14 protein-coding genes are annotated in these 19,185 nt (G+C 69.1%); 4 read left to right on the top strand and 10 right to left on the bottom strand.

The features are described from left to right. Positions 1-429 precede the first annotated feature (429 nt). From HH310_RS23455 to HH310_RS23445, 3 genes are all read right to left on the bottom strand, one after another. The gene (locus HH310_RS23455) at positions 430-3,516 is read right to left on the bottom strand and encodes a vitamin B12-dependent ribonucleotide reductase (RefSeq protein WP_169177777.1); all 3,087 of its coding nucleotides are present in this window, start codon (positions 3,514-3,516) and stop codon (positions 430-432) included. Between the two features lie 75 nt (positions 3,517-3,591). Beyond that, positions 3,592-4,107 carry a transcriptional regulator NrdR gene (gene nrdR, locus HH310_RS23450; protein WP_169177776.1) on the bottom strand — a complete coding sequence of 172 codons (516 nt, stop codon included), beginning with the start codon at positions 4,105-4,107 and terminating at the stop codon, positions 3,592-3,594. A gap of 283 nt (positions 4,108-4,390) precedes the next feature. Continuing rightward, complete coding sequence (locus HH310_RS23445) at positions 4,391-4,633, bottom strand: LysM peptidoglycan-binding domain-containing protein (protein WP_312034285.1); 243 nt, start codon at positions 4,631-4,633, stop codon at positions 4,391-4,393. 487 nt (positions 4,634-5,120) lie between these two features. Between HH310_RS23445 and lexA the strand changes: the two genes are divergently transcribed. Then, a complete protein-coding gene (gene lexA / locus HH310_RS23440; RefSeq protein ID WP_169177775.1) occupies positions 5,121-5,918 on the top strand; it encodes a transcriptional repressor LexA in 798 nt (265 codons plus the stop codon). Between the two features lie 154 nt (positions 5,919-6,072). Here lexA and HH310_RS23435 read toward each other — a convergent pair whose 3' ends face one another. Then, entirely contained in the window at positions 6,073-7,974 is a 1,902-nt protein-coding gene (locus HH310_RS23435) for a hypothetical protein (protein WP_211192512.1), read from the bottom strand. A 93-nt stretch (positions 7,975-8,067) separates the two neighbouring features. Continuing rightward, on the bottom strand, positions 8,068-9,489 hold the full coding sequence (hflX, locus tag HH310_RS23430; RefSeq protein WP_169177774.1) for a GTPase HflX: 1,422 nt from the start codon (positions 9,487-9,489) through the stop codon (positions 8,068-8,070). Positions 9,490-9,708: 219 nt separating this feature from the next. Here hflX and HH310_RS23425 point away from each other — a divergent pair, with 219 nt between their 5' ends. Continuing rightward, positions 9,709-11,169, top strand: coding sequence for an NAD-dependent malic enzyme (locus tag HH310_RS23425; RefSeq protein ID WP_169177773.1), 1,461 nt, complete (start codon positions 9,709-9,711; stop codon positions 11,167-11,169). A 95-nt stretch (positions 11,170-11,264) separates the two neighbouring features. On the opposite strand, the gene HH310_RS23420 is transcribed toward HH310_RS23425, so the two are convergent. From HH310_RS23420 to miaA, 3 genes are read right to left on the bottom strand one after another with little or no spacing between them, the layout of a single operon-like run. Then, the gene (locus HH310_RS23420; protein WP_169177772.1) at positions 11,265-11,990 is read right to left on the bottom strand and encodes a glycerophosphodiester phosphodiesterase family protein; all 726 of its coding nucleotides are present in this window, start codon (positions 11,988-11,990) and stop codon (positions 11,265-11,267) included. Then, positions 11,987-12,898, bottom strand: a complete 912-nt coding sequence (gene dapF, locus HH310_RS23415; RefSeq protein ID WP_312034275.1) for a diaminopimelate epimerase — start codon at positions 12,896-12,898, stop codon at positions 11,987-11,989. Before dapF ends, HH310_RS23420 begins: the two co-directional genes overlap by 4 nt. 8 nt (positions 12,899-12,906) lie before the next feature. Next, complete coding sequence (gene miaA, locus HH310_RS23410) at positions 12,907-13,824, bottom strand: tRNA (adenosine(37)-N6)-dimethylallyltransferase MiaA (RefSeq protein WP_396027536.1); 918 nt, start codon at positions 13,822-13,824, stop codon at positions 12,907-12,909. 162 nt (positions 13,825-13,986) lie between these two features. On the opposite strand from miaA, the gene HH310_RS23405 reads away from it, so the two are divergent. Then, positions 13,987-15,195, top strand: coding sequence for a DUF349 domain-containing protein (locus tag HH310_RS23405; protein WP_169177769.1), 1,209 nt, complete (start codon positions 13,987-13,989; stop codon positions 15,193-15,195). 105 nt (positions 15,196-15,300) lie between these two features. On the opposite strand, the gene HH310_RS23400 is transcribed toward HH310_RS23405, so the two are convergent. After that, the gene (locus HH310_RS23400) at positions 15,301-15,750 is read right to left on the bottom strand and encodes a hypothetical protein (protein WP_169177768.1); all 450 of its coding nucleotides are present in this window, start codon (positions 15,748-15,750) and stop codon (positions 15,301-15,303) included. Positions 15,751-16,147: 397 nt separating this feature from the next. Here HH310_RS23400 and HH310_RS43265 point away from each other — a divergent pair, with 397 nt between their 5' ends. Beyond that, entirely contained in the window at positions 16,148-17,626 is a 1,479-nt protein-coding gene (locus tag HH310_RS43265) for a hypothetical protein (RefSeq protein WP_211192511.1), read from the top strand. Positions 17,627-18,021: 395 nt separating this feature from the next. Here HH310_RS43265 and HH310_RS23390 read toward each other — a convergent pair whose 3' ends face one another. Further along, positions 18,022-19,137 (bottom strand): phytanoyl-CoA dioxygenase family protein, encoded by a 1,116-nt coding sequence (locus tag HH310_RS23390; protein ID WP_169177767.1) that lies wholly within the window; start codon positions 19,135-19,137, stop codon positions 18,022-18,024. Positions 19,138-19,185 lie beyond the last annotated feature (48 nt).

Below are 19,185 nucleotides of genomic sequence, written 5' to 3'. Positions count from 1 at the left end.
CGGCTCCCAGAGGCCGGGGGTCACACAAGCCCATGAAAGGCGTTGGCGCCGGCTCACCATGTGGGACCGGTGCCCGGTGGGCGGTACTCGCGGCCACATCGTGGTCGCAGGGTCCACGATACGAGACCAGGGTCCATAGTGGATCGTCTTTTTTGTACTTTAGCGGCTTTTGTTCGGCCGCTTTCCCCGCCGTTTCGTGAACCTTGGAGAGTTGTGGTCGATATGTGGGCGCAACTCTCCAAGGTCTCCAGAGATCCCGGGATGTGGACGGGATCGGCGCATAGTGGGACCGATGGACGAGCCTGTGGGTCGACCGGCACGGAATGGGGGGTCGAGCAACGGAAAGTCCCCCGGACCGTAGCGCCCGGGGGACATCCCTTCAGACTTGCCGATGACTCTTAGATCTCAACCCGCCAGTGGAGGGGATCGTCAGCTGCAGCCCGAGGTCGAGCCGCAACCCTCGCAGACGTAGCAGCTGCCCGCACGCCGCATCTTGGTGCCGCACGTGAAGCACAGCGGCGCGTCGGCCGACATGCCCATGACCAGCTCAAGCAGTTCCGTCGACGAACCCGCCTTCGACGCCGGCTTCTCGACCGCCGCCGAAATCGTCACCGGAACAGCCGGAGCCGGAACGGCCGGAGCCGGAACGGCCGGAGCCGGAACGGCCGGAGCCGGAACAGCCGGAGCCGAAACAGCCGGAGCCGCGACCGCCCGAACCTGAGCCGCCTGCGCCGGGACCGCAGCCACGACCGGCTTGACCTCGGCCACCGCGGCCGACGCCGTGGGTGCCGGGGCCTCCGCCGGAGCAGCGGCCGCACCGACCGGCGCGGACACCGGGGCCGACGCGGCCATGCCGGCCAGGTCGACGCCCGCCGCCTCCGCGGCCGCCTCGGCCTGGACCTGCGCCGCGCGCTCCGTGGCGGTGAAGATGCCCAGGTCGGCGCGGGTGTCGTAGGGCAGGAAGTCGAGCGCCAGGCGACGGAAGATGTAATCCATCACCGAGGATGCCATGCGCACGTCCGGGTCGTCGGTCATGCCGGCCGGCTCGAAGCGCATGTTGACGAACTTGTTGACGAAGGTCTCCAGCGGCACGCCGTACTGCAGCCCTATCGAGATCGCCACCGAGAAGGCGTCCATGACGCCGGCCAGGGTGGAACCCTGCTTCGACATCTTCAGGAAGACCTCGCCGAGGCCGTCGTCCGGGTAGGACGAGGCGGTGAGGTAGCCCTCGGCGCCGCCGACCGAGAACGACACCGTCTCCGACGGGCGCTTCTTCGGCAGGCGCTTGCGGACCGGGCGGTACTCGACGACCTTCTCCACGATCTTCTCGACCTGGGCCGCGGACAGCTCGGTCGCGGCCGAGGCCTCGGCCGCTGCCTTCTCCGCCTTCGTCTTCGCGGCGGAGAGCGGCTGGCCGACCTTGCAGTTGTCGCGGTAGATCGCGAGCGCCTTCAGGCCCAGCTTCCAGCCCTGGTAGTGGATCTCCTCGATCTCCTCGACGGTCGCCGTCTCCGGCATGTTGACCGTCTTCGAGATGCCGCCGGAGATGAACGGCTGCGTCGCGGCCATCATCAGGACGTGGCCCATCGGGGAGATCGCCCGGTTGCCCATGGCGCAGTCGAAGACCGCGTAGTGCTCGGGCTGCAGCGCCGGGGCGTCGACCACGCTGCCGTGCTCGGAGATGTGCTCGACGATCGCCTCGACCTGCTCCTCGGGGTATCCGAGGCTGCGCAGGGCGCGCGGAACGGTCTGGTTGACGATCTGCATCGAACCGCCGCCGACGAGCTTCTTGAACTTGACCAGGGCCAGGTCGGGTTCGATGCCGGTGGTGTCGCAGTCCATCATCAGGCCGATGGTGCCGGTCGGGGCGAGCACCGACGCCTGGGCGTTGCGCCAGCCGTTCTTCTCACCGATCTTGTAGCCGTTCTGCCACTGGTTGGTGGCCTCGCGGACGATGTCGGTGGCGACGGCGTTGGTCGGGCGGATCTCGTCGTTGGCCGCGGCGTGCTTGCGCATGACCCGCTTGTGCGCGTCGGCGTTGCGGGCGTAGCCCTCGTACGCGCCGACGATGCCGGCGATCTCGGCGGAGCGACGGTATGCCACGCCGGTCATCAGCGAGGTGATCGCGGCGGCGACGCTGCGGCCACCGTCCGAGTCGTACGGCAGGCCGGACGCCATCAGCAGGGCGCCGAGGTTCGCGTACCCGATGCCGAGCTGACGGTAGGCGCGGGTGGTGATGCCGATCTTCTCGGTCGGGAAGTCGGCGAACGAGATCGAGATCTCCATGGCGGTGATCACGAGCTCGACGCTCTTGACGAACTTCTCGGTGTTGAAGTTGCCGTCGGCCAGCAGGAACTTCATCAGGTTCATCGAGGCCAGGTTGCAGGACGAGTCGTCCAGCGACAGGTACTCCGAACACGGGTTGGACGCGGTGATCCGGCCGGTCTCGGGGTTGGTGTGCCAGTCGTTGATGATGTCGTCGTACTGCAGGCCGGGGTCGGCGCACTCCCACGCGGCCTGGGCGATCTCGCGGAACAGACCGCGGGCGTCGACCTCCTCGATGACCTCGCCGTTGAGACGGCCGCGAAGAGCGAACTTCTCCCCCTTCTCGTACGCCTCCATGAACTCTCCGTTGACGCGTACGGAGTTGTTGGCGTTCTGGTACTGGACACTCACGATGTCCGACCCGCCGAGGTCCATGTCGAAGCCGGCGTCCCGCAGCGCGCGGATCTTGTTCTCCTCGCGCGCCTTGGTCTGGACGAACTCCTCGATGTCCGGGTGGTCGACGTCGAGGATGACCATCTTGGCCGCCCGGCGGGTGGCGCCACCGGACTTGATGGTTCCCGCGCTCGCGTCGGCGCCGCGCATGAAGCTCACCGGGCCGCTCGCCGTCCCCCCAGACGACAGCAGCTCCTTGGACGAGCGGATGCGGGACAGGTTGACGCCGGAGCCGGAGCCGCCCTTGAAGATCAGCCCCTCCTCCTTGTACCAGTCCAGGATGGAGTCCATCGAGTCGTCGACCGACAGGATGAAGCAGGCGCTGACCTGCTGCGGCGACTTGGTGCCGACGTTGAACCACACCGGGGAGTTGAAGCTGAACACCTGGTGCAGCAGCATCCAGGTGAGCTCCTGGTCGAAGACGTCCGCGTCGTCCTCGGTGGCGAAGTATCCGCCCTCCGCGCCGGCCTTGCGGTACGTCTTGACGACCCGGTCGATGAGCTGCTTGAGCGACCACTCCCGCTCCGGCGTGCCCACCGCGCCACGGAAGTACTTCGTGGTGACGATGTTGGCGGCGTTGACGCTCCAGGACGCCGGGAACTCGACGCCCCGCTGCTCGAAGTTGATCGAACCGTCCCGCCAGTTCGTCATGACGACGTCGCGGCGCTCCCACTCGACCTCGTCGTAAGGGTGAACGCCCTCGGTCGTCCAGACCCGCTCGACCCGCAGCCCCCCGCGTGCCGCGTTCGCGCCATTAGCGCGGCCTCGCTGCTTTGCTGTGATGCCGTCCCCGGCCATACTGCTCCCCCTCGAAACTGCCACTCTGCCCTGGTTTCTTCCGGTTTCCCGCCGCTCGCGCCGCGGGAGACCCGGTCAGATCTTCTGCGGCCGACCGCCCGCGGACCTGGGCACGACGGGATGTCGTGCCGCCGCCTCGCCGGCGATCGAGGCCTCGCGCAGCGCCGCGATCTCCTTCTCGAACTCGTCGAGCGAGTCGAAGGATTTGTAGACGCTGGCGAACCGGAGGTAAGCCACCTGGTCGAGCTCTCGCAGCGGGATGAGGATGGCCAGGCCGACCTCGTGACTGGGAACCTCCGCCGCGCCCTTCGCCCGGATGGTCTCCTCGACCTTCTGAGCGAGCAGCGCGATGGCATCCTCGTCGACCGGGCGGCCCTGGCAGGCTTTGCGGACCCCACTCATGATCTTGGTGCGGCTGAACGGCTCGGTGACCCCGCTTCGCTTGACGACAGCGAGGACCGCCTCTTCCACCGTGGTGAACCGCTTGCCGCACTCGGGACACGAGCGGCGACGACGAATCAGTTGGCCGTCGTCGGCCTCGCGCGAGTCGACCACGCGTGAGTCGGCGTGGCGGCAATACGGGCAGCGCACCGCAAAGCTCCCTTCAAGGCCCGACACATCGGATCCAGGGCACGCCGAAATCCAGCGCCGCACGGGTTGAAAGCAACGACAACCAATGCATCGCCGGTGGGCTGCCTGTGGATAACCGAGGCGGGAAACCCCAACCAGTGGATGACTTACACCCTTGTAACTACTAGATGTTGGGGTAGACGCTATGCCGCAGCGGACGCGTTCGCAAGTTCAACGGCGGCTCGGCGCGCCCTATTTTCCGACACAACACGTGCGGTTGACCGGCGATCACGCAATGCCGTGATCATTGCGCCGTTGGCAAGATCAAAAGCTGCCCTTCCCGTACGCCGAATCCCCGCAAATCGTTCGCCCGGCGCAGCTCGTCGACCGCCGCCCGGATGTCTTGACCAGGGAAGACGCGCGCCGCGACGTCCCAGAGGGTGTCGCCGCGGTGGACCACCACCGTCGGCGGCGCGGTGGACGGCAGTTGCTCGGCGCGCGACGCCGTCGTGAACAACACGACACTCGCCAGTGACGCGGCCAGCACGAGCAAGACGAGAACCACGGCCCGGCCGCGGCGGGTCAGACGCAGGGGTCGCTCGACCGGAGCGGCTCGGGTGCCACGTAGGGGTCGCTCGATCGGAGCGCGCCGGGTCGGATGCAAGGGCCGTTTGACCGGAGCATGGCGGGCCAGGCGCCACGGCCGCTCGATCGGAGCGAAGGCGCGTGAAGACTCGGCGTGCCGAAGGCCATGACCGACCATGACGACTCCCCGCAGATGACGATCTTCGTACGGGCGTTCGATCGAACGCCCGTACGACGGTCTATCAGAACACCTGTGCGGAAGTCGAGCACTTGTGGGCGACACGCCGGAAGAATGTCGTACAGATGTTTGAATATGTCGTACCGCACCATTACGGTTCTCGGTCAAAGGGGTCAGCCGGGCGGACGCCATCCCCACGGCATCCGGCCACGGCTCCGCGATGTGCTCCACGTGCCCACCCCACGGGCACTGGCCGACAGGGAGGGCGGACGTGTCGACCGACGACCGGACGAGCCGGCAACACCAGCAGATCAACAAGCCCGAGAGCACGCCCGCGACACTGCGGCGCCGATCGGCGGGCCGGGCCCGCTCGACCGCCGCCGACGCGCCGCAGCTGCGCTCGGTCACGCCCGTGGTCTCGCAGTTCCCCGACCCGGTCACCAGCGAGCTGACCGCCCGGCAACGGCGAATCCTCGAGTTCATCCGCGACTGGGTGGAGCGCTACGGCTATCCGCCGAGCGTGCGTGAGATCGGCGAGGCGGTCGGCCTGGTGTCGCCGTCCAGCGTGGCCTATCAGCTGAAGGCGCTGGAGACCAAGGGCTTCCTGCGCCGCGACCCGAACCGTCCGCGGGCGGTCGACGTGCGCTCCCCCAGCGAGATGGTGGACGACGACGCGCTGCGGGCCGCCCGCCCCCAGCCTGCGTATGTTCCGCTCGTCGGCCGCATCGCCGCCGGCGGCCCGATCCTGGCCGAGCAGGCGGTGGAAGAGTTCTTCCCGCTGCCGCGCGAGCTGGTCGGCGAGGGCGACGTCTTCATGCTCGAGGTCAAGGGCGACTCGATGATCGACGCCGCGATCTGCAACGGCGACTGGGTCGTGGTGCGCCAGCAGCCGACCGCGACCGCCGGCGACATCGTGGCCGCGATGATCGACGGCGAGGCGACGGTGAAGAGCTATCGGCAGCGCGACGGGCACGTGTGGCTGATGCCGGCGAACCCGGCCTTCGACCCGATCCCGGGCGATGACGCAACGATCATGGGCCGGGTGGTCGCGGTCTTGCGGCGGGTTTGAGGGCCTCGGGTCGAAGCGCTCGCCGCCGAGATCACGAACCGGCTCACCGAGAAAGGCCGGGCCCGAGGGCCCGGCCTTTGGGTCTCCACGTCGGTCCCCAGCGCCTGCCGAGAGCGCCCTCGGGGCCGAGACCGTGTTCGGGTGCCGGAGTGGGCTAGCGCCGGCCGTACCCGGGGTCGTAGCGGTCCTCGCGGCGCGGCTGGTAGTCGGAATAGCCGTCCCCGCGCGGTGACTGGCCATAAACACCGTCGCCGCCACGGCCGCCGCCGGGCTGGGCCTGGGGACCGCGCGGAGGCTGCGGACCCCGGCCAGGCTGGCCCTGCGGACCCCGCGGTGGCTGACCCTGCGGACCACGCGGCGGCTGGGGAGCACGAGCGGGCTGCCCCTGCGGACCCCGGGGCGGCTGACCTTGCGGACCACGCGGTGGCTGTCCCTGCGGTCCCCGCGCGGGCTGACCTTGCGGACCACGAGCGGGCTGCCCCTGCGGCCCCGCGGGCTGACCCTGCGGACCGCGAGCGGGCTGACCCTGCGGACCACGAGCCGGTTGCCCCTGGGGACCACGCGCGGGCTGACCACCACGAGCCGGTTGCCCCTGCGGACCCGCGGGCTGCCCCTGCGGACCACGAGCGGGTTGCCCCTGCGGACCGCGAGCCGGTTGCCCCTGCGGACCCCGACCGGGCTGACCCTGCGGCCCATTGCCGTTCCGGGAAGGCTGCTGGCCGTTCGGCCGCCCATAAACCGGGGCGCCACCGCCCCGCTGGCCGGCCGCACCACCCGACGCGCCGCCGCCGCTGCCGTAGACCGGCCCGGACCGAGCGCCCGCCGTTGCACCACCCGGACCCGCACCCGCGCCGTACACACCGGCCTTCTGCGCGGCCCCGCCAACCCCGATCAACTCGGTCTCCGGATCCCCGGCGAGCGGGTTGTCGTACTCCTCCGACGCCGGAGCGGGCATGTCGCGCACCTTCTTGCGGTGCTTCACGATGCCGAAGACGCCGGCGCCCACCAGGAGCAGGCCGAGCAGGCCGACGCCGCCCAGCAAGGACTTGACCTCGCCGATGGTGACGCCGTCGTACCACTTCTTGCCGCCGTCGACGCCGCCGCCCTTGGCCACCGCGGCGACCTTGGTCGCGGGCGTGTAGGACCGGATGTAGTTCGCGGCCTTCTCGTCGCCGGACATGTCGGAGACGGTGAGGAAGCTGGCGCCGTCGGCGCTGTAGGTGATCGCCTCACCCTGCGGCTCGTCGGGCAGGCCGGTGGTGCGCGGCTTCTCCTTCAGCGCGGCGAGCACGTCACCGTTCTTGACATCCCACTCGAGCGCGTCGGTGTAGGTGCGCAGCGCCACCTTCGTCCCGCCGGCCAGGATCGCGCCGCCGACGACCGTGCGGTTACCGATGCGGGCGAGCGGCGGGCCGGACGTGGTGGTGCCGTTGATGGTGATCTCGCCCACACGCTTGAGCGGGACGCCCTCTTCGTTGTTGGTCTTGAGCGCGCCGGTCGGCTGATAGATGTACGCCGGCTTGCCGACCTCTTTGGTCACGATCAACGGGGTGCCGTCGCCGTTGAGCAGCAGCGCCTCGGCGTCGTGATGATCGCCCTCCGGATAGGAGAGGCGGTGCAGCGACGGCTTGCTGGAGCCGTCGGCGTTCATCGTCCACAGCACGACCGAGGAACGGCTCTCGTTCGGGTCGGTGTAGTCGTTGTCGCCGGTGTCGGCGATCCACAGCTTCTTGCCGTCGGGCGAGAGGATCAGATCCTCGGGGTCGCGAGGCGTGGTGGGGAAGGCGACCGAGTCCTTCACCTTGCACTTGGTGTCCAGGAAGAACACCTTTCGGTGTTGCGCATCCGGGCTGCTGTCGTTGATCACGATGTAGCCGGTCTTGGTCGCCACCATGCCGGACAGCTCGTCGAGGTCACCGTCCGCAATCTTGCAAAGCTTCTTCCCGGGCGTCGCGGGCGCACTGACGACGGGGGCCGGATCGTCCGCAAATGCACCGGACGACCCAATCATCACCAGGCCGAAGGCCATGATGATCGGGAGAACGAGACGCCGCATCCGATCAGTGTCGCATGCGGCGCCCCGTGCCCGTGTGACGCGTGGATCAACGCAGGCCGTGAAGCCCGTCGCGCCCGCTTTGTCGTTACACGCTCAGTATCGGTACGACTCCAGGTCGGCAGCGAGGTGCTCGCCGACGCGTACCCGAAGCTCGGTTCCCTCGTCCAGATAGGTGGTTTGCAGTACCTGACCGGTCCGATGAATTCGGGCAACCAGATCACCGCGGTCATACGGCAGCAGAACGCGCAGATCCACCGCGGGCCGCGGCAGCCGGTCGGCGATCGCGGCATGCAGTTCGTCGATGCCCGCACCGCTGCGTGCCGACACGAAGACGGCCCCGGGCCAGGTGCGCTTCAGCCGCAGGATGGTCTCCTCGTCGGCCGCGTCCACCTTGTTGATCACCAGGAGCTCGTTGATCTTCTCGGCCCCGACCTCGCCGAGCACCTCGCGAACGGCGCTGACCTGACCCTCGGGGTCGGGGTGTGCACCATCCACGACGTGGACGACCAGATCCGCGTACGAGACCTCTTCGAGGGTGGACCGGAACGCCTCGACGATCTGATGGGGCAGATGCCGCACGAAACCGACGGTGTCGGAGAGCGTGTAGACACGGCCGTCCTCGGCCGAGGCACGACGGGTGGTCGGGTCCAGCGTGGCGAACAACGCGTCCTCGACCAGCACGCCCGCCTGGGTCAGACGGTTGAGCAGGCTGGACTTGCCGGCGTTCGTGTAACCCGCGATGGCCACGGCCGGGACACCGCTGTTGGAACGACGCGACCGCTTGGTCTGCCGCTGCACGCGCATGCCCTTGATCTCGCGCCGCAGCCGGGAGATGCGCTGGGTGATCCGCCGCCGGTCGGTCTCGAGCTTGGTCTCACCGGGACCACGCAGACCCACACCGCCGCCGGCACCGCCACCACGGCCGGAACCACCGGTCTGGCGGGACAGGGTCTGACCCCAGCCACGCAGACGCGGCAACAGGTACTGCAGCTGGGCCAGCTCGACCTGCGCCTTACCCTCTTTGCTCTTCGCGTGCTGGGCGAAGATGTCGAGGATCAGCGCGGTCCGGTCGACGACCTTGACCTTGGTCTGCTCCTCAAGGTTGCGCAACTGGGACGGGGAGAGCTCGCCGTCGCAGATCACCGTGTCGGCGCCGGTGGAGAGCACCACCGCGGACAGCTCGTCAACCTTGCCCCGGCCGATGAACGTGGCCGGGTCGATCTCGGAGCGCCGCTGGATCAAGCCCTCCAGGACCTGCGACCCGGCGGTCTCGGCGAGCGCCGCCAGCTCGGTGAGCGAATTCTCCGCCTCCGCGATGCTGCCCCCGGTCCAGACACCGACCAGGACGACCCGCTCGAGTCGCAGCTGCCGGTACTCGACCTCGGTGACATCGGTGAGCTCGGTGGACAGGCCGGCGACCCGCCGGAGCGAACGCCGTTCCTCGAGCTCCAGCTCGCCGGTGGTGGGATCGTAGGCCGGCTCGTCGAGAACGGGTGCCTGGAAACTGGTAGTCAAATGAAGACCTCCTCGGCCCAAGGGTGGCACGTCACAGGTGCCGGGCGCATCCACATAACGGGGCCGGACGTTCGTACGAGTGTGCGCCCGTCCAACCGCCCCGCCCACCACCCAACAACGGACTGAAGACTGGACATGGTCTCAACCACCCGGATGGAAGCCGATATTCCGCAGAGGCAAGATTACGGTGACAAACCCGCCAGCGTCGGAGGGAACACCGTGGTGACGACCCGCCTGCCCAGTGCAGGATTCTCGATCACAATTCGTATAGCAGTGACCGCGGACGCCTCGTCCATCGGCCGTCTCACCACCTGCGTCGGCGAGGCCGGCGCCATCGTCACCGCTCTCGACGTGGTCGACTCGGACACCACGCACGTCGTCGTGGACCTCACCTGCGACACCGCCGACTCCGCGCACGCCGACACGGTCGTCAAGACGCTCGAGGAGCTCGACGGCGTGGACGTGCGCAAGGTCTCCGACCGCACGTTCCTGCTGCACCTCGGCGGCAAGATCGAGGTGCACTCCAAGGTCGCCTTGCGCAACCGCGACGAGCTGTCCCGGGCGTACACGCCGGGGGTGGCCCGGGTCTGCATGGCCATCGCCGAGAATCCGGCCGACGCCCGCCGGCTCACCATCAAACGCAACACGGTCGCCGTGGTCAGCGACGGCTCCGCGGTGCTCGGCCTGGGCAACATCGGCCCGGCCGCCGCGATGCCGGTGATGGAGGGCAAAGCCGCGCTGTTCAAACGGTTCGGCGGGGTGGACGCGTGGCCGGTGGTACTGGACACCCAGGACACCGACGAGATCGTGCGCATCGTGAAAGCGATCGCTCCCGCGTACGGCGGCATCAATCTGGAGGACATCGCCGCGCCGCGCTGCTTCGAGATCGAGGCGCGCCTGCGCGAGCAGCTGGACATCCCGGTCTTCCACGACGACCAGCACGGCACCGCGATCTGTGTGCTGGCCGCGCTGACCAACGCGTTGCGGGTGGTCGGCAAGCGCCTCGAGGACGTGCGCGTCGTGGTCTCCGGGGCGGGCGCCGCGGGCACGGCGATCATGAAGCTGCTGCTGCGCCAGGGCGTGGGCGACATCATCGCGTACGACCGCAAGGGTGCCCTGCACCGCGGCATGCCGGACCTGACCGAGACGTGGCACTGGCTGGCCGAGAACACCAACAAGACCAACTACGCGGGTGATCTGCCCGGTGCGATCGCCGGCGCGGACGTCTTCATCGGCGTCAGCGCGCCCAATCTGCTCACCGGGGCCGACATCGCCAAGATGGCCGACAAGGCGATCGTCTTCGCGCTGGCCAACCCGGACCCGGAGGTCGATCCGCGCGAGGCCCGCCAGCACGCCGCGATCGTGGCGACCGGCCGCTCCGACCAGCCCAACCAGATCAACAACGTGCTGGCCTTCCCCGGCGTCTTCCGCGGCATGCTCGACGTCAGCGCCACCGAGTTCACCGAGGAGATGGCTCTGGCGGCGGCCCGCGCGATCGCCGACGTGGTGGGCGAGGACAAGCTGAACCCGACGGTGATCATCCCGAGCGTCTTCGACCCGAAGGTGACTCCGGCGGTCGCGGCGGCCATCCGCGCGGTCGTCCGGGGCCTCCACCCGCAGGCCAACCCCGCGGCGCTTCCGGAGGCGGACTTGCAAGAGGCCCCCGAAGAAACCTTTTAGGTACGGCGTAGGAAAAGTCTTCTGGATTTGACGGACGGCCTGGGCGATCCCCCAGGCCGTCCGCGACGTTCCGGCCGATGCGCGGGGCGAAACCCCTAGCGGGCGCCGTCCCAACCGGACAGTTCGCCCACGTGGTCGGTGATCAAGCCGGTCACACCCGCGGCGGCCAAAGCCGGCCATTCGGTCATATCGTTCGCGGTCCACGGCATCACGGTCATACCGGCCCCGGCGATCGCGCCGACCAGCGTCGAATCGGACAGGACGTCGGCCGTGGACGGATTGAGGCAGACCACGCCCAGCGACTGCGCCAGCTCCAGTGCCGCCGGGTCGAAGCGCAGGCGCAGCAACCCACGCCGCATGGACGGCGCCACCTGCCGGACGAACTCGACCACCGAAGGGTCGAAGCTCTGCGCGATCGTCCGCGCGGCCAGCCCCCGGTCGGCGACGACGTCGACGATCGTCTTCACCTGTTCCAGGGTGGCCGGGCGCTTGATCTCCATGAGCAACTGCACGCCCGAGGGCCCCACCAGGTCCAGAGTCTCGGCAAGGGTCGGCACCCGGACACCCGCATACGCCGGCGAGAACCAGGAACCCGCGTCCACCGAGGCCACCGCGGAAAAGGACTGCTCCCCGACGTCGCCGGTGCCGGTCGTGGTGCGGTCCAGGGTGCGGTCGTGGATGACCACCGGGATCCCGTCGGCGGTGGTGCGCACGTCGAACTCGACGAACGTCGCCCCGCCCCGGATCGCCGCCGCGAAGGCGGGCAGCGTGTTCTCCGGCGCCACGGCCGAGTAGCCGCGATGCGCCACCCGTTCCATCATCGGCGGCCCACCACGCTGTCACCACGCGCACCACGGTCACGATCGTCGCCACGCGCACCACCGCCGCTGACCGCGGCCACGTCGATCTCGCCCTGTGCCACCAGCACCGCCGGCCCCGACAGCCACCAGTCGCCGGACTCGTCGGCCTCGACGATCAGCCGGCCGCCGAGCACGTCCACGGCCACCGACCCGGTCGTGCGGCCGGCGTCGCGCAGCGCCGAGGCACCGACCGCGAGCGCCCCCGACCCGCAGGACAGCGTCTCGCCCGCGCCGCGCTCGTAGACCCGCATCGCCACGTGTAGATCGGCACCGTCGACCGGCGCGGCGTCCCGGACGAACTCGACGTTCACCCCGTGCGGGAACACGGCGGGATCGAAATCGGGCGCCGACGACAGGTCGAGCGTCTCCAGCCGCATCCCGTCGTGCAGACCGCACACCAGATGCGGGTTGCCGCAGTCGACGGCCACGCCCGGGAACGTCAGGGCGCCGGCGGTCGCGGTGCTCGCGGCGTACACACGCGGGGTTTTCATGCGCACCCGGATGATGTCGCCCAAGATCTGCGCGAGCACGACGCCGGCTCGCGTGGCCACCGGCAGGCCGGTCTCGCCGGGGCTGGCCAGACCGTTCTCCAGCAGGTAGCGGGTGAAGACCCGGACCCCGTTGCCGCACATCTCGGCGACCGAACCGTCGCTGTTGCGGTAATCCATGAACCACTCGGCGTCGGCCGAATACGGCATTCCGTCGGCGTCCTTCGCCGTGCGCACCACCCGCAGGACCCCGTCCGCGCCGACGCCGAACCGGCGGTCGCAGAGGGCCGCGACCTGCGCGGGAGTCAGGTCGAGCGCGCCGTCCGGGTCGGGGACGATCACGAAGTCGTTGCCGGTGCCATGGCCCTTGGTGAACAACACGCGATCTATCATCCCGTAACCGCCAGAGCATCCGCCACGAGTGTGTCCGACGCCCCGTCCAGCCACACGATCGCGGGGTCACGGCGGAACCAGGACCGTTGCCGCCGCACGAACCGGCGCGTGCCCTGCACCGTCGACGCCATCGCCTCGGCGGCCGTCATCTCGCCGTCGATCTGCGCGATGGCCTGCTGATAGCCGAGCGCGCGGCTCGCCGTACGGCCGGAGCGAATGTCCGGCAGCGAGCGCACCTCGTCGATCAGCCCGGCGGCCCACATGATTTCGACGCGGCGCTCGATCCGGGCGTCGAGATCGTCGCGGTCCACCCCGATCTGGCGCGACTCGTAGTAGGGGGTCGGCTCCGGCAGGGCCGCGGTGAACGGCCGCCCGGTCAGCTCGATGACCTCTAACGCCCGCACGATGCGCCGCCCGTTCGAGGGCAGGATCTTCGACGCGGCCTCGGGATCCCAGCGCCGTAGCCGCTCGTACAGGGGTGCCGCGCCGACCGCCGCGAGCTCCTCCTCCAGGCGGGCCCGGATCTCCGGGTCGGTGCCCGGGAAGTCGAACTCCTCCAGCACCGCCCGCACGTACAAGCCGGAGCCGCCGACGAGCAGCGGCACCCGGCGCCGCGCCAGAATGTCGTCAATAGCTGCGCGCGCAAGTGTCTGATATTCGGCGACGGCGGCCGGGACCGTCACATCCCAGATATCGAGCAGGTGATGCCGGACGCCCTCGCGCTGCGTCTCGCTCAGCTTGGCCGTGCCGATGTCCATCCCGCGGTAGAGCTGCATCGAATCGGCGTTGACCACCTCACCGCCCAGCTCATGGGCCAGGGCGAGGCTGAGGGCGGACTTGCCCGCCGCCGTGGGCCCGACGACGGTGATCACCCGCGGAACGGTTCCGTTCGGCACTGAGCAACCGTAGGACACTGTTCTGTCACGGTCATCGGCGGGCGCTTCCCCCTAACCGGGTTGGACCTGTGACAATGCGCGAGAAAGAATGCCCTGGAGAAAACTTCGGCGTTCAACTGCGCTATGGCGGTGTCCCGGCCGATGGGGGTCGGCGACGCCGGGGAGAACGAGGATGAGGTCATGAGCGACTGGACGGCCTTCGGGCGCGTGGATGCCGACGGCACCGTGTACGTGAAGACCGCGGAGGGCGACCGCGTGGTCGGCTCCTGGCAGGCGGGCACCCCGGAGGAGGGACTTGCCCACTTCGCCCGCCGCTTCGAGGACCTGGTAACCGAGGTCGACCTGGTCGAGGCCCGCCTCAAGTCCGGCGCGGCCGACGCGTCGCACTCGCTCTCCAGCGTGAAGCGCCTGCGCACCACGCTCGACGAGGCGCACGTGGTCGGCGACATCGACGGCCTGGCCGCGCGGCTGGACCGCCTCGCGACGCTGGCCGACGAGAAGGCCGGTGAGGCGCGTGCGGCCCGTGAGGTCGCCCGCACCGAGGCGCTGGCCCGCAAGACCGCACTGGTCGAGGAGGCCGAGAAGATCGCGGCCGACTCCACCGGCTGGAAGGCCGCCGGCGACCGCCTCAAGGAGATCCTCGAGGAGTGGAAGGCCGTCCGCGGCGTCGACAAGAAGACCGACGGCGAGCTCTGGAAGCGGTTCGCGACCGCCCGGGACAGCTTCACCCGCCGCCGCGGCGCCCACTTCGCCACCCTGGACGGCCAGCGCAAGCAGGCGCAGACCGCCAAGGAGGAGCTGGTCACCGAGGCCGAGAGCCTGTCCGAATCGTCCGAGTGGTCGGCCACCGCGAACCGGCTCAAGGAACTGATGACCGAGTGGAAGGCGTCGCCGCGCGCCGCGAAGGACGCCGAGCAGCGCCTCTGGGAACGGTTCCGGGCGGCACAGGACGCGTTCTTCACCCGCCGCAGCGAGGTCTTCTCCGCCCGCGACGCCGAATACAAGGGCAACCTCGACCGCAAACAGGCCATCCTCGCCGAGATCGAGGCACTGGACATCGACGCCGACCCGCGCGGCGCGCAGAACAAGCTCCGCGACGCCCAGGCCGCCTGGCACGACGCGGGCCGGGTGCCCCGCGAGAACGCGGCGTCGCTGGACCGCCGCTGGCGCGCGGCCGAGGACCGCATCCGGGTCGCGATGGACTCGGCCTGGCGCAAGACCAGCCCCCAGGACAACCCGCTGCTGCAGCAGATGCGCGAGCAGGTCGCCGAGGCCGAGCAGCGCCTGGCCCGCGCCCAGGCGGCCGGCGACGCCCGCCGCATCAAGGAGGCGGAGCAGGCGCTCTCGTCGAAGCGGCAGTTCCTGTCCCTGGCCGAACAGGCCAACTGACCAGATCATTTTCGCGTCGCGTCCGTGCCTCCGAGCCCGGCCGGCGCCTTCCCGCTTCGCACCGGCCAGGTCCTGCATGGACCTGGCCGTTGCGCCCGTCTCGCGTTATTGCATGGCGGGATCCGCGGCGCGCATGCTCCGCAACAGCTCGGTCTTGCGCTCGGCGTCCTTCCTCGAGTAAGTGCCGAGCGCCATGACCGGCATGACGAATTCGGGAAGGCGGATGACGGGCGCGTAGATCGGCAGACCCGCCCGTTCGTCCACCTGCTGACACTCGATCGACTCGACTTCGCTCCACGCGGTGAACTGGTCACGGCTGTCGAGGCTGCGGACTCGAAGTCCGTCCGAGGCGATCACAACCCCGAGCCGTAGAGTCCGCCAGATGCCGGCGCCGCCGAGTACGACGGTCATGCACGCGATCGCGATGCCGAACCACTCGCGTTCGGCCAGGATCTCCCCATCGCCGAACATCGCCACGCCGATCAAGAAGAACCCGCCGAAGCACACCAGCAGGACCGCGACCTGAACACGCGGACGGATCACCATGCGGATCATGCCCAACACGGTAAGAACGGCGGGCAAATCGGATCTTCGTCCGTAGGCTTTCTTCTGCACCGTGACCTTAACCGTGCTCCCACTCGGGAGGAAACAAACGATCGAGGCGGCAACGCCCTGTCGGCACAGCAATATCGGTCACAAACCACCCCAGCCAACGTGCCCACTCGGCGGCAGATCCGGGCGCTGATAAAATGGTGCCGGGCACGGTGAAGTCGGTAGCCGGGTCGGCGAGCGTCGTCGACGACGGAAGCTTTTGCATCGGTTCTGATGGGGTTTTACCATCGGCTTCGCAAATTTCGGCATATCACTGATTCGGCCGGGAATTTTCATCTACCGAAAAGGCGCGGAGATCGAATACTGACCGGCGGAGGTGGCCACGCGGGACAATTTATTCATGGGGCAGCTTCAGCTTTTCTCGGCGGCTCAACTGGCCGTCATGCGTGACACGACAAAGCGCCGCAACTATTCGGCGGAGGCCGAGGAGTTTCGTGTCGAGCATGCCCGGCACCGGCGATGGGGGCTGGCGCAGCGACACGCGCGCAAGCTTCGCCGGCTCTACGGTCAGGTGCCCGACGACGCCGAAATTCTCGCAGCCTGGGGCAAGCGCGCAGGCGCAGGCCAACGACCATCGCCAGCCGGCCGGCCGGCGCCCGCCGGTGCGAGCGGTCCGGGCCGGTTGCCGCCCGTGCGGGCGACCCGCGGGCACCCGGTTCCCGCCGACCCGCGGCCGGAGCTGTCGGCAGGCTCCAACGGCCGGCCTGCCGCTGCCGAACTGACCGACTTCGTGCCCACCGATCCTGAGCCCGCCGAACCTGAGCCCCGCGAACCCGAGGCGGTTGAACCCGAACCCGCCGACCCGAAGCCCCGCGAACCCAAGCCCCGCGAACCCGAACCCGAGCCCGGCGAACCCGAGCCCCGCCAACCTGAGGCGGTTGAGCCCGAGCCCGGCGAACCCGAGCCTCGCGAACCCAAGCCCCGCGAACCCGAACCCGAGCCCGGCGAACCCGAGCCCCGCCAACCTGAGGCGGTTGAGCCCGAGCCCGGCGAACCCGAGCCTCGCGAACCCGAGCCCGGTGATTCTGCTCCCGGCGATTCTGAGGCGGGTGAGCTCGAACCTGAACGCGTCGAAGCGGCGGCCGGGGCCTCGGTGCCCGAACCCGAGGTGGGTGGCTCGGCGCTGGTGACCTCCGAGGTGGGTGGCTCGGCGCTGGTGACCTCCAAGGTGGGTGGCGCGGCGCTGGTGACCTCCAAGGTGGGTGGCTCGGCGCTGGTGACCTCCGAGGTGGGTGGCTCGGCGCTGGTGACCTCCGACCTGGACGTGTCGCTACCGGTCGAGTCCGCGGCCGCCCGGCCGGCGTCGGGCCCAGCACAGCGGCGCGAGCGGCCGCCAGCCAAGCACACGATGCCCGAGCCGGTATCGATCAACCCCGAGGCGGCCGGGCCGCAACCGATCACAGGACAACAACCACCGGCTGCGCCCACCATGCCGGCCTCGAGGACCAGCCAGGCACGACCCCTAGCAGCCGCGCGGCAGGCAGTCGCCGTCGTGCCATGCGATACCCACTCGCCGGAAAGCGCCCGCCCGGGTACGCAAGGAACTTCTGAAACGTCATCCGAGACACGTCGGCGGCAACGCCTCGATCGCGGTATCCGCCCACGAAAACGCACCACCAACGACCCGGTTCGTGCACCGCCGGTGACATTCGACGAAAACGACCAGCCCGACAAAATTGCCAGCCGGGCACGACACATTCTGCGCGCCTTCACCCAAAGCTCTGAATCCCACACCGTTCAACTGCCCGGGCAAAAGAAAGAGGTTGCTATCAAACGCGTTCGCCGGTCCGTTTGTCATCGGCATGAGAGTGCGTGGTAGGCGGGGATCTCCGCTATGGAAAATCACTCTCGACAACGAGGCGAATGATGTCGCCCGACTGTTCGTGCACAGGCTTGCGATCATGGCGGACATCCGAGTAGCGGCAACGTCGCTACCGGCGTTGGGCGCGGAGAAGCGGTGAAACTGACGATCGGCGTCGCTCGTATCGACCGTGGCTAGGGGGTGGCGGTCGAGGCGCGACATGCGCGACCTCGGGCACAGCGTCGTCACCGCAGATGTGCGATCACGGAGCCACGCCGCCGCCTGCCACAGCGCGCCACGGCGGGGACCCGAGGAATCACTGGCTGACGTCGAACCTGGTGAAACCAAACGCAGGTGCCTCCCGCCCGATTCCGGGTGGGAGGCACCTGCTGCTGCTTCGCGGATCCCGGCGGTCAGCCGGCGGCGCGGCGGCGGGTCTGGGCCCGGAGCGCCTCCTCGAACTGGGACGTGTCCCAGCGCTCCGCCAGCGCCTGGCGGACCAGGTCGGCCTGGGTCTGCGGGGCCAGGCCGCCGATCGGCTGGTCGTGGTCCAAGTTGGTCGGGAACGCGTAGCCCTCGGCGGACGCGGCGATCACATTCTCAGTCTGCCCGACAAATCCGCTTAAGGTGGGGTAGAGGGCCAGCAGCATCGCCTCTCGGTCTACCGTCTCCATCGCGCGGCCGAAGCCGGACGAGATCTGCAGCAGGTTGGCCATGCGGCGGACGTCGGTGGAGCGGTTGGTGCCGGCGCCGTGGAACAGGGCCGGGTTGAAGAACGCGGCGTCGCCCTTGGACAGCGGCAGCTGCACGTGGTGCCCGTCGAAATACTCGGTGAACTCGGGCTGGTGGAAGGCCACGTAGCCGGGCGGGTACTTCTGCGAGTGCGGAAGGTACAGGGTCGGGCCGGTCCGCACCGGCATGTCCACATGCGCGACGGCGCCCTGCAGCGTCAGCACCGGTGACAGCGCGTGGATGTGCGCGGGATAGCGCAGCGCCTGCTCCTGGGACATGAACCCGAGGTGGTAGTCGCGGTGCGCCACCTGCGCGACCCCGCCCGGGTTGACCACGTTGACCTGCGAGGTCACCTGATAGCCGGTGCCCAGCCAAGCCTCGCAGACGAGCGCGAGCGTGTCGTTGTCGTAGTAGGCGGCGAACGCGGCCGGGTCACGTAACGCGAACTTGTCGAGCGCGCCCCAGACGCGGTCGTTGGCGCCGGGCTTCGCGAAGTGGTCGCCGCCGGTCACCCCGGCCGCCTTCTGCTCGGCGATGAGCTCGTGGAACACGGCGGTCGCCCGGTCCACGACCGCACCGTCGAAGGCGCCCGCGAAGACCACCACGCCGGGTCCGTCCATCAACGCCCGTACGAGCTCGGCCTGAATCTCTTTGCTGTTGGGCATTTTGCCCGGATAAATCAGGACGTTGTCGATGACGTCGTCGGCATGCGGGTAGTCGGTCAGTTCCGTCTTCTGCTCGCAGACTGCCCGGAAGTCCTCCAGGCGGCAGTCCGCCGCGGTGAACCAGGATGTCATGGGCTCAGGCTATGGTCGGCGGCGCGCCCGCAGACCCTTGAGAAGACC

Origin of the sequence: Actinoplanes sp. TBRC 11911, assembly GCF_012933445.1 — a bacterium.
Taxonomy (GTDB): Bacteria; Actinomycetota; Actinomycetes; order Mycobacteriales; family Micromonosporaceae; genus Actinoplanes.
The sequence above is the reverse complement of the archived record's forward strand: the minus strand, read 5'-3'. Positions and strand labels throughout refer to the sequence as shown.